Origin of the sequence: Paraburkholderia solitsugae (assembly GCF_013177695.1) — a bacterium.
Classification (GTDB): Bacteria; Pseudomonadota; Gammaproteobacteria; order Burkholderiales; family Burkholderiaceae; genus Paraburkholderia; species Paraburkholderia solitsugae.
This window is the reverse complement of record NZ_WOEY01000013.1, coordinates 1-15,178: the sequence shown is the minus strand read 5'-3', so window position 1 is coordinate 15,178 and position 15,178 is coordinate 1. Positions and strand designations below refer to the sequence as shown.

Sequence of the window (15,178 nt, the reverse complement as noted above, 5' to 3'; positions counted from 1 at the left end):
CTGAAGTACGCACGTTGACGGGCACGCGGAGAGGCGCGCCTCGGGGGATTGATCGGGCACGGATGGGTGCCGCCTAGCCGCGCTCCCCGATCGTTGCGCTCGGCGGTGCGTTGGAAGAATCCGCCACGGCAGGTGCGGCGGCCGGACCGTTGGCGCAGGCAGCGGCCTGCTCGCCGGCCGCTGCCGTGATCTGCAGCAAATGGGTAGCGGCTTTGAAATCGTCCCAGTCGAGGCCCTCGGTCAGTCTCGAGCAGGCCGACTTGAGGAGCTGGGCGGCCTGGGCGCTTCGGCCTTGCGCGTGCCAAAGCCGGCCGAGGCTGGTCGCGGTCCAAAGTTGCAGCGAGCGGCAGCCTTGCATCAGCGATTCCTCCAGCGCCGCGACCAGGCACGCTTCCGCATCCCTTGCCACCACACTGGACGGGGACGCGCCCGTCTGCTCCATCAGCAGCAGTTCGCCGTGGATGCGCCTGAGTTCGCTGGCATACCAATGGTCACCCGTTTCGTCACACTGAAGCAGCGCGTGCACGACGGCGGCAATGCCCTCGTCCCGCTGACCGGAGCGGCCGAGCGCGTAGCTGTACTGCCCGGTGAGCATGGCGCGCGGCGCACCGAACTCGAGCGACTCCAGATCGTCCAGCGCCGCGCGGAAAGCCTGCAAACGCTCGGGTGACACGTCGTCCATCGAGCGCAGGTACTCATCGAAACAGCGGCAGCACGCTTGCGCCACGCTCAAACCCGCGCGCGCCGACACCTCCTTCAGCAACCCGATCGCGTAGGCTGCCCGGTCCCGCTTGCCCGATAACAGCGTTAGTGGGACGAGCGCCTCGAGCAGCACATAACTCGTGACCATCGCCTGCGGCTGATCGCAAGCAGCGACCACGCTATCCTCTGCGAGCCGCAGCGCCTGATCGCGGAAGCCTTGCAGCCACAGCACGCGCGCGAGCGTCGCGCAGCCGACGATCCGTTGATCGACGGACTGGCCCAGCGGCAGGCGCTGATACGGGCTGTCGCTTTGCCGCAGGAATTGTTCGAGCGACGCCCGGGCCTGCCGTTGATCGCCTGCGTAATGCGACGCGATGCCGAGCAACCTGCTGCCGAGCACCGCACAGCCTGTGTCGCCCACCTCGGAAGCGAGCAACGCGAAGCGCCCGGCGAACGCCAGCGCATTGCGCGCCGCACCGGACGATTGACTCGCGTTCCACATGCCCCACAATGCGCGGGCTTCAAACGCAGGGTCCCCAAGCGCAATCGCCGAAGCGAGAACCTCGGACCAGATGCCGAAGGTTTCCTGGTTCGGTCCGTTGACGTAGACGAGGGCCGCCCCAAGCGCTGCCTTCAGTTGCATGCGTACACGGAGGTGGCGGGTCGAGCGCGAGCCATGGTGCGTCGCCGCGACACTATCGAGGGCCCGCCGGGCCCATGCGCAGCACTCGTCGACCAGCGAAAGTTCATAGAGCAGGAACACGACTTTCACGGCCAGCGCTTCGCCCAGCGCTTCGTCGCCCTTCGGCGAAAGGGCCCAACCCAGCGCCATGCGCAAGTCGTCGAGCAGCGCGCGCATCTGATGATGCCAGCCATCGGCGAAGGCGCGCGCGGAGTCCGCGCGGCTCAGCGCTTCGCGCTCCAGCAGCGCAACGAAGTAACGCGCGTGATGGAGCGCGACGACGCGTTGCTCGCCGTTATCCTCGAGCTTCTGCATCGCGTACGCACGCGTGGTTTCCAGCAGGCGATAACTCACCCCGCCGCACGCCGTGCACCTCACCACCAACGATTTTTCAACCAGCCCCGACACCGCCTCGATCACCTCGAGTTCCCGCAATGCGCCATCGCTCACGACGGCGATCGCCGCGTCCATCGTGAAGCGGCTCGCGAAGATGCCCAGCCGGCGCAACGTCGTGCGCTCGGCATCGTCGAGCAATGCGTGGCTCCAGTCGAGCGTCGCCTTCAAGGTCTGGTGGCGCGGCAACGCGGTGCGATTGCCGCCGGTCAGCATGTTGAAACGGTCGTCGAGATGGCTGGCCAGTGTCGCGATACCGAGTATCGCCGCGCGCGCCGCTGCCAGTTCGATAGCCAACGGTATGCCGTCGAGCCGGCGGCATACCATGCCGGTCAGCTGAATGCTTCGTTCGTCCGATGAGAAGCGCGCATCGATCGCGCGGGCGCGTGACAGGAATAACTCGACCGCGCTGCATTCCAGGACATGCTGACTTTGCTCGTCCTGGGCGGGCACCTGCAGCGAAGCGACCCAATACAGGTGTTCGTCCACGACGCGCAGCGCCTCCCGGCTGGTTGCGAGCACGCGCACCGCGGGACCGGCGCTCAGAAGCGTCTCGGCAAGCTCGGCGGCGTGGCCGAGCACATGCTCGCAGTTGTCGAGCACGAACAGCGCGCTGCGCTCGCGGAACTCCTTGCTGATGCGCGCGAGCGTGAGCGGCCCGCTCGCCGGATTCACGCCGATGCTGGTCGCGAACGCCGCGAGGACGCTGCCCGCATCGGAAGCCGAGGCGAGCGCGACCAGATAGACGCCGTCTGGAAAGCGCCCCAGCGAACCGCGCGCGACTTCCACGGCGAGGCGCGTCTTGCCGATGCCGCCCGAGCCGACGAGCGTCACGTGGCGGGCCGACGCGAGCGCCAGCGAAACATCGTCCAGCGCCTGGTCCCGTCCGATCAGCGCCGACAAATTGACAGGCAGGTTGTGAGGGACGCGCGCGCCTTGCATGACGTCGTCGAGCGGGTCGTCATCTTCAGTGTTGCCGGAGGCAGCCGTCGACGAAGCCCTCGGAACCAGCCGGTAGCCTCTTCCGGACACGGTCTGTATCAGTCCGCGGCTTTCGCCCAGCATCTTGCGCAGCGCGGACATATGAACCTGAAGATTGTTCTCTTCAACGATCGCGTTCGGCCAGACCTGTTTGAGCATCTCGTTCTTCGACACCAGCCCACCGTTCGCGGCGATCAGCACGGCCAGCATGTCGAATGCGCGGCTGCCGAGGCGCACAGGCTGCCCGTCGAGAAACACTTCCCGACGCTCAACGTCTACCTGAAGCGGGCCAATGTGAATCATTACCTGAGCATCCCAAACGCAGCGGATAAAGGAACAACCGGGGGAAGACCGAGGGGGGAACTGAGGAGAGAACACTCAGCGGCGGATCCCCCGGAGTCTAGAGCAGCGACGAATTCGCATGCGCGGAAAAATCTGAACGTACAGTTCAAAAAATTTGTACTAAGCTCATCCGGCCTGAGCGCGCGCAACATCGCAATCGGCCGTTGCGCGCGCCCGACCTGCCCGCGGCACGCTCAGCAGGCGCGGCCGCCGGGCGCCGTCGCCTAGCCAGACCAGGGTAATCTTTGTATGATCCGTCCGAACATCCTGGGTACCGAACACACCATGCCGAGAAAAGTACCAACGGCCGACGCAGCGTCGAAGAGCGAGGTGTATGAGAACGAGAAGGGCATCACGCGCCGCCTTGCCCCCGAAGTGCGCGAGCGCCAGATCGTGCTGAAGGCCGTCGACCACTTCGCCACACACGGATTCTCCGGCAGCACCCGCGAACTCGCGCGCCAACTCGGCGTGACACAACCGCTTCTCTACCGCTACTTTCCGAGCAAGGAAGCATTGATCGACCGCGTGTACGAAGAGGTCTATCAATGGGACACGAGTTGGGAATGCCTGATCAAAGACCGCTCCGTGCCGATCCAGGAACGGATGGTCAGGTTCTACTCGGCGTACGCCGGCGTGATCCTGCGGCGCGAATGGATCCGGATTTTCATCTTCGCCGGCTTGACGCGCGAAGGCATCAACTCCAAATATCTGTCGCGGCTACGCGAACGCGTGTTCCTGCCCGTCATGGCGGAAATCCGCTCGGCCTACGACCTCCCCGCATCGTCCAGCACGAAGCAGCGCGAGATCGACCTGGAGTTGATCTGGAGCCTGCACGCCAGCATCTTCTATCTCGGCGTCCGGAAATGGATCTACGGGCTGCCGGTCAGCGACAACGTCGAAGACCACATCGCGCGCCAGGTCGACGCCTTCCTCAATGGCGTGCCTGAAGCACTCAAGCACGCACCGAAAGCTTCCAGCAAGACCAAAGCCTGACGCTGGCCGGCACCACAGCCGGCCACTTGCTTCATCGCCCATTGCGCAATGCTCCTTTGCGTTTTCCAGCGAATTTTCCAGGGTAAACACCGTCGTTACGCCGCTTTCTCCTGGCGATGAATTCGCCTACTATTTATCCATCGATCACTTATCGAACGATAAATAGCATAGTAGGAGCTCCTTATGCCCGTGTCAAAACTTGCGCACTACTCGATCCGCACGATGGATCTCGAGAAATCCTGTCGTTTCTACGAGCAGATTCTCGGCTTCAAGCGGGGCTACCGCCCGCCCTTCGATTTTCCAGGCGCTTGGCTTTACAAGGGCGGTGATGAGGCCGACTTCGGCACCGTCCACATCATTGGCGTCGATCCGGACAATCCCGCCGGGCTCACCGCTTATCTCGGCGACAAGGCACTACCCGCCAGCGGAACCGGCACGGTCGACCACATCGCGTTTCTTGCGACGGGTGTCGAAGACATGTGGAAAACCTTGCAAGCGGAGGGCGTCGCCTGGCGCGATCGCACGGTGCCGAGCCTTGGTTTGCATCAGGTGTTCATCGAGGACCCGTCCGGCGTGACTATCGAACTGAATTTCCCCGCCGAGGAAGTCACCGGTCTGGCCGAAGCCCATCCGGCCATCGATCGGGCATCCATCAACGCAGGAGAGTAACCATGACCAATCCTTCCGCACGTTTAAAGGCGATCATCGTCGGTGGCTCGCTGGGCGGCCTGTTTGCGGCCAATCTGCTGGTGCGCAACGGCTGGGATGTCGACATCTTCGAGCGCGTTCCTGAAGAACTGGCCGGCCGCGGCGCCGGCATCGTCACCCATCCCGAGTTATTCGACGCCATGACTGCAGCCGGGATTGCAATCGACGACTCGATCGGCGTCAAAGTGCAGTCGCGCGTGACCTTCGCGCAGAGCGGCGCGGTGCTGTCCGAGCGCGAACTGCCGCAGACCCTGACCGCGTGGGGCAAGATGTATCACGTGCTGCGCGCCGCGCTCCCCGATGTCCACTACCATGCCGGCGGCACGGTTGTATCCGTGGAAGACGGAGCCGATCAGGCAAGCGTGTCGCTCAGTGACGGCACGGTATTGCGCGCGGACCTTGTCATTGCGGCGGACGGTTTCAAGTCGGCGATTCGCGAGCGGTTCCTGCCCGACGTGAAGCTTCAGTATGCCGGCTATGTCGCATGGCGCGGCCTGGTCGACGAAACGTCGCTGTCGCGAGCAACGCGCGAGGCGCTGTTCGACAAGTTTGCCTTCTGCCTGCCACCGCGCGAACAGATTCTCGGCTATCCGGTTGCCGGCCAGGGCAACAGCACGACCCCGGGTGAACGCCGCTACAACTTCGTCTGGTATCGCGCGACGAGCGAAGACGTCCAGTTGCCGAACCTGTTGACCGATGAATCCGGCAAGCGCTGGGTGGGCGGCATTCCGCCAACGCTGATTCGCCGCGAAGTGCTCGCCGACATGGAAGACGCGGCGCTCACGCTGCTCGCGCCGCAATTCGGCGAGGTGGTGACCAAATCGACGCAACCACTCTTTCAACCCATCTTCGACCTCGAAGTGCCGCACATGGCGTTCGGCCGGGTGGCCTTGCTGGGTGACGCGGCGTTCGTCGCGCGGCCGCACTGCGGCATGGGCGTCACCAAGGCTGCGAGCGACGCGATGGCGCTCGTCAGCGCGTTGAAGCGCCATGCAGACGTTCAGGAAGCACTTGCGGAGTACAGCCGCGTGCGCACGCAAGTCGGCGCGGCCATCGTCCAGCACGCACGCCATCTCGGCGCTTACATGCAGGCGCAATTGAAAAACGAGGTCGACCGCGAAATGGCCGAGCGCTATCGCACGCCCGATGCGGTGATGCGCGAGACCGCGGTACCTGCACGCTTTTAAATGTTCGTTGTGCTTGCGGCGGGTTCGATCAACTGCGGCAGCACCGATAAGAAGTCGTTTCGAAAGGAGACAAAGTGGAACATGGCGCCCCAACCTATCCGATGAGCGCGCAGCCCGTCGTCAGCGACCCGCCGCCCCCCGCAAATCCGCTACTCGACGATCCGCGTTTTCGCGCACTCGTGCGAGCGCGACGCACCTTCTCGTGGACGCTCACGACCCTGATGCTGGCTGTTTACTTTGCCTTCATTCTCACGCTTGCGTTCGCACCGATGCTGCTCGGTCGGCCAATCGTCGACGGCTATCCGGCAACGTGGGGGATTCCGATCGGCTTCGGCATGTTCGTCTTTACGTTCGTGCTGGTCGCGGTGTATGTCGCGCGCGCCAATACCACCCAGGACCGCGCCGTGAATGAAATCCGACAAGGAGCACGGAAATGAAACGCAATCCTCTATGGCATGGCCGGTTGTTGAGCGCGGCACTGATCGGTGCCCTCGCCGCCCTGCCCGCCGTCGCCGCCGAAACCGCAGCGCCGGCGCGCTCGCACAATCCGATCGCGATCGGCATGTTCCTGCTTTTCGTCGCCTCGACGCTATTCATCACCCGCTGGGCGGCAAAAAAGAACCATAGCGTTTCCGACCACTATGCGGCCGGCGGCAAGATCACGGCCCTCCAGAACGGCTGGGCGATCGCCGGCGACTATATGTCCGCCGCTTCACTGCTCGGCATTTCCGCGCTGGTTTTCACGAGCGGCTATGACGGTCTGATCTATTCGATCGGCTTTCTCGCCAGCTGGCCCATCATTCTCTTTCTGATTGCCGAGCCGCTGCGCAATCTCGGGCGCTATACGCTGGCCGACGTGGTGTCCTATCGACTGCAACAGCGGCCGATCCGCGCCTTCGCCGCCTCGAGCTCGATCGTCATCGTACTGCTCTATCTCGTCTCCCAGATGGTCGGCGCCGGCAAGCTCGTCGAATTGCTGTTCGGTTTCAACTATACGATCGCGGTCGTCATGGTCGGCGTACTGATGGTCGTGTACGTGTTTTTCGGCGGCATGCTCGCCACGACATGGATTCAGATCATCAAGGCAGCCTTGCTGCTGGCGGGCGCCGCCTTCATGGCGTTCATGGTACTCAGCCACTTCGGCTTCAGTCTGAATGCCCTCTTCGCACAGGCGATCCTCGCCCATCCGAAGCATGCCGCGATCATGCGGCCGGGCGGCCTCGTGTCGGACCCGGTTTCCGCCGTCTCGCTCGGCCTGGCGTTGATCTTCGGCACGGCCGGATTGCCGCATATCCTGATGCGCTTTTTCACGGTCGGCGACGCGAAGGCCGCCAGAAAAAGCATTCTGTACGCGACGGGCATTGTCGGCATCGGCTACGCGCTGATCATCATCATCGGCTTCGGCACGATTGCGCTGGTCGCGACCGATCCGCAATATCACACGGCCTCCGGCGCGGTGATCGGCGGCGTGAATATGGTGGCCATCCATCTCGCGCATGCAGTAGGCGGCAACGTGTTTCTCGGCTTCATCTGCGCGGTCGCCTTCTCGACGATTCTCGCCGTCGTCGCGGGTCTGACGCTCGCCGGTTCCTCGGCCGTCTCGCATGATCTGTACGCGAATGTGATTCGCCGCGGCGCAGCCACGGACCGCGAAGAACTGCACGTGTCGCGGATCACCACGCTTGTGCTCGGCGTGCTCGCGATTCTGCTGGGCATTGCCTTCGAGAAGCAGAACATCGCGTTCATCGTCAGCCTGACTTTCTCGATTGCGGCCAGCTCGAACTTTCCGGTGTTGCTTCTTTCGATTTACTGGCGCGGCCTGACTACGCGAGGCGCGGTGCTCGGCGGCTCGCTCGGGTTGATCACGGCGGTGACCCTGACGATTCTTAGCCCGACAGTCTGGGTGCAGGTGCTTGGACACGCACATGCGATCTACCCGTACGAATACCCGGCGCTCTTCTCGATGATCGTTGCCTTCGCCGGTGTGTTCCTCTTCTCGATCACCGACACCTCGCCACGTGGCGCGCGCGAACGTGCGCTGTACGGCAACCAGCTCGTCGACTGCGAGCTCGGCATGGTGAAGCACGGATAACCCTAAAAGCAAACCAAGGAGACCGGTTCATGGATTGTATGTGTTGTGTTTCACCGAAACGCCGCAAGCTGCTCGGGACGATGGCCGCGCTTGCCGGCGGCCTCGCATCGGCACTGCCGGCGTCAGCCACGGCCACCGGGCCCGCCGCCGGCAGCGTGGTGACCGCAGGCGCAGCGGGCACCGTCAGATCGATCGACATTCACGCTCACTACTACCCGGAGAGCTACTGCGAGCTGGTAGGCGGCGAGGGACAGAAGTTCGACGGCAAGTTCACCCGCGACGCCAGCAGCTTCAGCTTCCTGACACCGGCCGGCGGACTGGGACCGCTGCCGCTCAAGTTCATCAAGATCGACGAGCGGCTCGCGGACATGGACGCGTCCGGGGTCGACATGCAGGCGCTGTCTTTGAGCGTGCCGATGGCCTACTGGGCCGACCGCGCCTTCAATGCCAAGCTTGCGGCAACGTGGAACACGGCGGCATCCGGCGTGCACCTGCAGCATCCGACTCGCTTCGTGGTGTTGGCGACCCTGCCGATGCTCAACCCGCACGACGCGATCGACGAGCTCGAACGCGCGTCCGAGTTGCCGGGTGTCCGCGGGGTCTACATAGGGACCAACATCAACAACCGGGATCTCGACGATCCCTTGTTCGAACCGGTCTTTACCCGCATCGAGCAACTGGATCTGCCGGTGTTTCTGCATCCGCAGCAGACAGTCGGCGGCTCGCGGCTGCGCGACTTCTATCTGAGCAACCTGCTGGGCAATCCGTTCGACACCGCGATCGCCGGTTCGCACCTGATACTCGGCGGTGTGATGGACCGCCATCCGAAGTTGCGCATTACCCTGCCGCACGCCGGTGGCGCGTTGCCGATCCTGATGGGACGCATCGACGCGGGCTGGACGGTCCGTCCGGAAACACGGCGGCTGGCGCAAAAGCCGAGCAGCTATCTGCGCCGTTTCAGCTATGACACGGTCTCGCATTCCGGACCGGTGCTGGACTTTCTGATTCAGAACATCGGCATCGACAGACTGGTACTCGGCAGCGACTATTGCTTCGATATGGGTTATGAGCAGCCGGTCAGGTTCCTGGATCGTCTCGAATTGCCGCCGGAGCAAAAGAATCTGATTCTTGGCGGCAATGCAGCACAACTGCTGAAGATCTGACGCGAATCGCCCTCCACTGCCATGGAGGGCGCTCGCCGGGCCCGGCGGTCCGGCGGTCCGGCGGTCCGGCGCTTCCGTAGACATCCTCCCAACCCCTGCTCCACCCTATACGCGCGGATGAGCGGCGTGAATGGATTGATGAGTGCAGCACCCGTATGTAGGGATGGCGCGATCTCGTTGCTGATCGTATTGTCTTCACATCAGGCAAGACGTGTTGCCCAGTTCAACCGGATCCAGGCGTCAAGGAGTCAGTGGCTATGGACAGGCTTTTCAGCATGCGCGTATTTTCGCGGGTCGCGGAGACTGGCAACTTCAGCGTGGTTGCCAAACATATGGAATGCAGTGCCGGCAATATTTCTCGCGCGGTGGGGTCGCTCGAGGCGCATCTTCATACACGGTTGCTGCAACGAACGACTCGCCACGTCTCGCTTACCGAGTGCGGCGAGCGGTACTACCACCGCTGCAAGAAGATCCTGGCCGACCTCGAGGACGCGGAAGCCGAGGCCAGCGACGCCCACACGCTGCCGCGCGGCAGATTGAGAGTTCACGCCGTGCCCGACATTGGTCTGACGCAGTTGACGTCCACCATCGTCGAATACCGGCAGGCCTTCCCGGCTGTCTCCGTCGATCTGAAACTGCTGCCACGCATGGCGAATCTGGTCGAGGACGAGTTCGATGTGTCGATCGTGTCGGCCTCGGCGCTGCCGGACTCTCGCAATGTGAGCAAGCTCATAAGACGCTGCGAGCGCACGCTGGTCGCGGCTCCGGACTATCTCGCACGGCATCCCATTGCCACGGTGAACGACCTGCCTCACCACACGCTCATGCACACCAGTTCGAGCTTCGATCCGCCCTCCGGATGGCTGGCTGAGATCGCAGGGCATGCCACAGCCGGCGCGGAGCTAGCCGGGCAATTCGTGGTCAACAACATGCAGGCGCTCAGAGTCGCGCTGCTCGCAGGCGCCGGGGTCGGCGCAGTACCCACTTATTCAGTCGTGGACGATATTAAAGAGGGAAAACTCGTTCAGCTATTTCCCGAGTACCCGCTTCAAACAACCAACGTTTTCGTCATGTATCCGTCCCGTCGATTCGTCGACGCGAAGATAAAGACGTTCGTTGAATTCCTGACCGTGTCGTTAAAGGAAAAACTCGATCTGCGGATTGAGAATCTGGCGGCCGTCGATTCATCTGAAAACTCATTCGAGCAACCCCAAGCAGAGCTTCAATCCTGATCCCCGCCGCCATCGAAAGCAAGTTGAAGGGAATGGATCATCTGATCGCCGAACCGCCGAACCGCCGAACCTGAACGAAAATTAATGAATGACGCCAACATTTCCGGGATAATCGCGCAGCAATGCTGATTATCGCCCTCTCCAGCTTTTGGTAAAGCAAACTGGCGCGACTGTAGCGCGACGAACGGAGGTGACGGATCATGTTTAACGGTGCGGAAACGGCCACCGCCACGGTAGCGCGGCAGAAGGACTCGCTGGGTTGCCTTTCGAGTCAGTTGCACAAGGACCTGGAACTCAACACGGGTGAATTCACGTTTTATCGCAAATGCAGGCGCCACGAGAAGACCAGTGAAGTTGCAACCCCGGCTTCGGATCGCGGCTTCCTGATTGGCGTTTCGCTGGCAGCGGGCCATCGCAGGCGGATTTTTTCAGGGAACCGGTCTACCTCGCACGACTTCGAAAAAGATTCGGTCTACATACGTAATTTTGAAGAAGACTACCGGGCCGACGTGCATGGCGTTTTCGATTTCGTGCTGGTCGAGCTGTCGCGCGCTTTTATCGCCAACGCCTGCTATGAGCGAAACGGCGCGGCCATCGAGGGGTTCTCGTCGCCGGCGGGCCGCAAAGACCCGATCTTCGGCCACCTCGCGCAAGTATTGGCGCTGACACTGGATAGCCAGAGCGAAGCAAGCCCACTCTTTGTCGAGCAACTGGGCGTTACGATCGGGACGCATCTGATCGACCAGTACGGCAATGCGCCGGCGCAATCGAACAGGAAAAGCTCGCGGCTCTCGAGTCTGCACGAAGCGCGCGCCAAAGACATGCTGCTCGCGAAGACGCAGGGCAACGTTTCGCTGGGTGAGATCGCGAGCGCCTGCAACCTGTCGCGCAGCTACTTCATCCGTGCGTTTCGTGAAACCACGCATCGCACACCGCATCAATGGCTGCTGGAGCAGCGCATCGATCGCGCGCGCGAGTTGCTCAGGCATTCCGACTCGTCCCTGTCGGACATTGCCATCGCATGCGGTTTCTCCGATCAAAGCCACTTCACGCGAACCTTCTCGCAACTGGTCGGCACACCGCCGGGCACGTGGCGCAGACAGAGCGGAATCTGAACCAGCCATCGGCTCGTCGCGGCTTGATCAGAAGGTAGCTAGACCGGGCAAGCGTCACCCCGGCTGCGCCCATAGACTTTCCTACAAAGCATCGCACTAACATACAAGACACCTAAGTCATGGCGCGGTACTTTCGAGCGTGCCAAGCTCCGGCGCCCGCGACTGCCTCCCCCGCGCCGCCGGCACTCAAGATCTTTTCCGTGACTCGCTCACTGCTCCTGAACCTGAAAAAGTCATGATCGAATTAGGCCGCTTTCAGATCGATCTCGAGATGCGCACGCTGCAGCGGAACGGCGAAACCGTTCCGCTCGGGTCCCGCGCTTTCGACATCCTTGCCGCCGTGGCTTCCGCTGATGGTCGTCTCGTCACGAAAGACGAGTTGATGACTATCGTCTGGCCGGACACCATCGTCGAAGAAAACAACATTCAGGTCCATCTGTCCGCACTGCGCAAAGTACTCGGTCAGGACCGGGATCTGATTCTCACCGTGCCCGGGCGCGGGTATCAGCTTCGCCAGCGCCGGAAAAACGTCCTGTCCGACGAAGCCGGCGTACGGGCATCCGGCGTACGGGCATCCGGCTCGCAGGCGTTGCGTGCTCGCCGTCTGCCGCCGCCTAAATCCGGCCTGCTGGGGCGCGACCTGGCGGTCAGGCAAATCCGCGCGCTGCTGGAACAGACACATGTGTTGACGCTGGTGGGCGCCGGCGGCATTGGCAAAACGAGCGTCGCTGTCGAAGCAGCACACCATAGCTCGGCGGACTTTGAGGAGCCCGTCTGTTTTGTCGAACTGGCCCAGTTGACCACCGAGGAGGCCGTACTCCGCGCCATCGTCGAGCGCTGCGGGCTGTCCGTGCACGATCCGCAAGTCGATGTCGAGCAGGTGGTGGCGGCTCTCGCCCGGCAGTGCAGGCTGCTTGTACTCGATAACGCGGAGCATGTGATCGGCATCATGGCGCACATCGTCGAAGCACTGGTTGCCGGCAACGATGCGCTCCGCGTGCTCGTCACGAGCAGAGAGCCGCTGCGCATCATGCCCGAGACGGTGTTTCGGGTTGAACCGCTGGATGTGCCGCCGCCTCACTCCACCGATGCGGACATCCTGCGGTGTTCGGCGGTGAATCTGTTTCTGCGACACGCCAATTCATTGCAAGGAAAAGTGGCCAGCGACAGCACAGAACTCCAGCTCGTCGGCGAGATTTGCCGGCGGCTTGACGGCATTCCGCTGGCGATCGAGCTCGCGGCGGCTCGCGTCGTCGCGCTCGGCGTGGAAGGCGTGCATCGCCGGCTGGACGATCGCATGGCGATTCTGGCGGGCGGTTACAGGACCGCGCTGCCGCGCCATCAGACCTTGCGCGCGACGTTCGACTGGAGCTTCGCGATACTCGATCAGAACGCCCGGTCGCTGTTCCGGCGTCTCGCGGTATTCGGCGACGCCTTTACGTTCGAGGCGATGTGCGCGGTCGTGTGCGACGAGGCGTACACGGTGGCGAACGCGATCGGCAGCATTGGCGAGCTGGTCGCAAAATCGCTTGTCGGCGTTGAATTCGAGGGTCCAGTGGCGAAGTATCGCCTGTCCGAATCGACCCGTGCGTATGCGATGGCAAAGCTCCAGGCGGAAGGCGAGCAGGACGACATCGCCGCGCGACATGCGCGCTATCTTCCTGCTAGGCGGCAGTCGGCAGCGTGAAGGCAAAGATCGTCCCGCGGGGGTAGCCGGGAACGGCGCTCAGCGTCCCGCCGTGCGCTTCAATGATGGATTTGCAGATGGCAAGTCCCATGCCCATGCCGGTTTTCTTTGTCGTAAAGAAGGCGTCGAAAATACGCGACCCGATCTCCTCGCTGATCCCGCTTCCATTGTCCTGCACGGACACGACCACCGATCCCCGAGCGTCGACGCGGGATGTGACGCTCAACAAGCGCTGCTTCGCGTCGAGATGGCTCATTGCATCCGCGGCGTTCATGACGAGGTTGAACAGAACCTGCTGCAATTGCACCCGGTCGGCCATCACGGAGCGGCCAGCCGCCAGATCGAGTCGCACGGCAAGACTTCGCTGCTCGACTTCAGCGGCCGCGAGATCGAACACTTCACGAACCACTCCGTCGACCGAGGTGGGAACGAAGCTCGGCTTCGCTTCCTTCGCCAGAGACTGCAGCGCCCTGATGATGTCGCCGGCCCGTTTGCCGTCTTTCACGATATCGCGCAAGCCTCCTAGCGCTTCCGGAATGTCCGGCACGGGACGGTTGAGCCAGCGTACCCCCGCGCTCGCATTCGACACGATCGACGCCAGCGGTTGATTGATTTCGTGCGCGATGGAAGCAGCCAGCTCGCCCATCGTGGTCGCCCGCGACGCTTTCGCCAGTTCGATCTTGGCGTTCTGCAACGCCAGTTCGGTCGTGTGCCGATCCGTGAAATCCGTGACGACGCCAACAAAGTTGCTGACACCCGACGGCTCGCCAAGCACCTCGAGATATTTGACCGCGCCGTCCGGCGTCACGATCCGATACTTCTGCCGGAACGGCGTGCGGTTGTGCGCGGCCCGTGTGACAGCCTCCTGGTAGAGGCCAACGTCTTCCGGATGAATCCGTTCGAGGACCGCCTGGGTACTCGGACTCCCCGCCTCGATCGGCAGGCCGAACACGTTATAAAGCTCTTTCGACCAGTAGCGCTCGCCCGTCAACGTGTTCCAGATATAGCTTCCCGAACGACTGATCCGTTGCCCAAGAGCGAGCGCCTCCTCACTCATGCGCAACGCCATTTCCGTTTCCTGGCGCCGCTTGTTTTCCTCCACGAGTTCGGCGTACAGACGGGCTGTTTCAAGTGAAATAGCGGCTTGCGACGCCAGCATTTCCAGCACCGATGTGCGGCTCGCCGTGAACACGCCCGCGGTCAGATTATTCTCCAGATAGAGCACGCCAACGACGTTACCCTGTTTGACCAGCGGCAAACAGCACACGGAACGAACGGAACGGTTCGAAAAGGAAACGTCGAATGAGAACCGCGGATCGCCTTGCGCGTCTTCCACCACGACCGGCTTGCGGGTGCGCAATGCCGTGTACAACACCGAAGCCGGCACAGCCTCACGCGTCACCTTGTCTTCACCCAGCGTCACCTGAACGCCACCTGGCTCGTCCCGCCCAATCGCCTCGACGACCGGCACATTAGCCTTCAACAGGATCAGCATCCCGCTTTGCGCACCGGCGTGAACGATGGCGAGCGTGACGAGTGTGTGGATGAGCTTGTCCAGCACGATTTCCTCGGACAGCGCCTGCGACGACTTCAATGCGGACACGAGGTCGAACTGCTGCTGCGCATCGGGGATTTCGACCGAAGGCCGCGATGTCACGAGCCGTTCGAGCGAAAGCTGGGCAGGACGCTGGGCACGTTCGAGCTGCCTGACTTTGGCCAGCGCGCCCCAACGCGTGTAACTGTCGATCGCGCGACGGCTGTGATGGCGTGCCGCACTGAGCAGCCCGTTCGCCTCGGAGCATCCCGACGCGAGTTCGTGAGCCAGCGCGTTGCCGTGGTTGAGGCCGTTTTCCGAGGCGGCCTCGGCAGCCTGCTCGTACAACGACAGCGCCACGAGCGGC

General features: G+C 62.6%; 10 protein-coding genes and 1 pseudogene. 9 read left to right on the top strand and 2 right to left on the bottom strand.

Translation table 11 applies throughout. The features are described from left to right. Positions 1 to 73: 73 nt before the first annotated feature. Positions 74 to 3,061, bottom strand: a complete 2,988-nt coding sequence (locus tag GNZ12_RS02560; RefSeq protein WP_172308855.1) for a winged helix-turn-helix domain-containing protein — start codon at positions 3,059 to 3,061, stop codon at positions 74 to 76. A 324-nt stretch (positions 3,062 to 3,385) separates the two neighbouring features. On the opposite strand from GNZ12_RS02560, the gene GNZ12_RS02555 reads away from it, so the two are divergent. The 9 genes and pseudogenes from GNZ12_RS02555 to GNZ12_RS02515 form a co-directional block, all read left to right on the top strand. Next, positions 3,386 to 4,093, top strand: coding sequence for a TetR/AcrR family transcriptional regulator (locus GNZ12_RS02555; protein ID WP_172308854.1), 708 nt, complete (start codon positions 3,386 to 3,388; stop codon positions 4,091 to 4,093). Positions 4,094 to 4,276: 183 nt separating this feature from the next. Next, positions 4,277 to 4,762 (top strand): VOC family protein, encoded by a 486-nt coding sequence (locus GNZ12_RS02550; RefSeq protein ID WP_172308853.1) that lies wholly within the window; start codon positions 4,277 to 4,279, stop codon positions 4,760 to 4,762. A gap of 2 nt (positions 4,763 to 4,764) precedes the next feature. Beyond that, complete coding sequence (locus GNZ12_RS02545) at positions 4,765 to 5,988, top strand: FAD binding domain-containing protein (protein ID WP_172308852.1); 1,224 nt, start codon at positions 4,765 to 4,767, stop codon at positions 5,986 to 5,988. A gap of 74 nt (positions 5,989 to 6,062) precedes the next feature. Continuing rightward, positions 6,063 to 6,425 (top strand): DUF485 domain-containing protein, encoded by a 363-nt coding sequence (locus tag GNZ12_RS02540; RefSeq protein ID WP_407947674.1) that lies wholly within the window; start codon positions 6,063 to 6,065, stop codon positions 6,423 to 6,425. Continuing rightward, positions 6,422 to 8,080, top strand: a complete 1,659-nt coding sequence (locus GNZ12_RS02535; protein ID WP_172308851.1) for a cation acetate symporter — start codon at positions 6,422 to 6,424, stop codon at positions 8,078 to 8,080. Before GNZ12_RS02540 ends, GNZ12_RS02535 begins: the two co-directional genes overlap by 4 nt. A gap of 29 nt (positions 8,081 to 8,109) precedes the next feature. Beyond that, the gene (locus GNZ12_RS02530; protein WP_172308850.1) at positions 8,110 to 9,243 is read left to right on the top strand and encodes an amidohydrolase family protein; all 1,134 of its coding nucleotides are present in this window, start codon (positions 8,110 to 8,112) and stop codon (positions 9,241 to 9,243) included. Between the two features lie 257 nt (positions 9,244 to 9,500). Next, positions 9,501 to 10,475: a LysR family transcriptional regulator gene (locus GNZ12_RS02525; protein ID WP_172308849.1), complete on the top strand. Its 975-nt coding sequence runs from the start codon at positions 9,501 to 9,503 to the stop codon at positions 10,473 to 10,475. A 200-nt stretch (positions 10,476 to 10,675) separates the two neighbouring features. Continuing rightward, positions 10,676 to 11,590: a helix-turn-helix domain-containing protein gene (locus GNZ12_RS02520; protein ID WP_172308848.1), complete on the top strand. Its 915-nt coding sequence runs from the start codon at positions 10,676 to 10,678 to the stop codon at positions 11,588 to 11,590. A gap of 235 nt (positions 11,591 to 11,825) precedes the next feature. Continuing rightward, positions 11,826 to 13,250, top strand: a pseudogene (locus GNZ12_RS02515) (ATP-binding protein); the annotation flags it as partial. A gap of 4 nt (positions 13,251 to 13,254) precedes the next feature. Here GNZ12_RS02515 and GNZ12_RS02510 read toward each other — a convergent pair. Then, positions 13,255 to 15,178, bottom strand: a 1,924-nt coding sequence (locus GNZ12_RS02510; RefSeq protein WP_172308846.1) for an ATP-binding protein, incomplete at its 5' end; no start/stop codon positions are given.

Coding starts and splice junctions, on each gene's coding strand:
- GNZ12_RS02560 (WP_172308855.1), bottom strand. CDS start 3,061: ATGATTCACATTGGCCCGCTTCAGGTAGACGTTGAGCGTCGGGAAGTG.
- GNZ12_RS02555 (WP_172308854.1), top strand. CDS start 3,386: ATGCCGAGAAAAGTACCAACGGCCGACGCAGCGTCGAAGAGCGAGGTG.
- GNZ12_RS02550 (WP_172308853.1), top strand. CDS start 4,277: ATGCCCGTGTCAAAACTTGCGCACTACTCGATCCGCACGATGGATCTC.
- GNZ12_RS02545 (WP_172308852.1), top strand. CDS start 4,765: ATGACCAATCCTTCCGCACGTTTAAAGGCGATCATCGTCGGTGGCTCG.
- GNZ12_RS02535 (WP_172308851.1), top strand. CDS start 6,422: ATGAAACGCAATCCTCTATGGCATGGCCGGTTGTTGAGCGCGGCACTG.
- GNZ12_RS02530 (WP_172308850.1), top strand. CDS start 8,110: ATGGATTGTATGTGTTGTGTTTCACCGAAACGCCGCAAGCTGCTCGGG.
- GNZ12_RS02525 (WP_172308849.1), top strand. CDS start 9,501: ATGGACAGGCTTTTCAGCATGCGCGTATTTTCGCGGGTCGCGGAGACT.
- GNZ12_RS02520 (WP_172308848.1), top strand. CDS start 10,676: ATGTTTAACGGTGCGGAAACGGCCACCGCCACGGTAGCGCGGCAGAAG.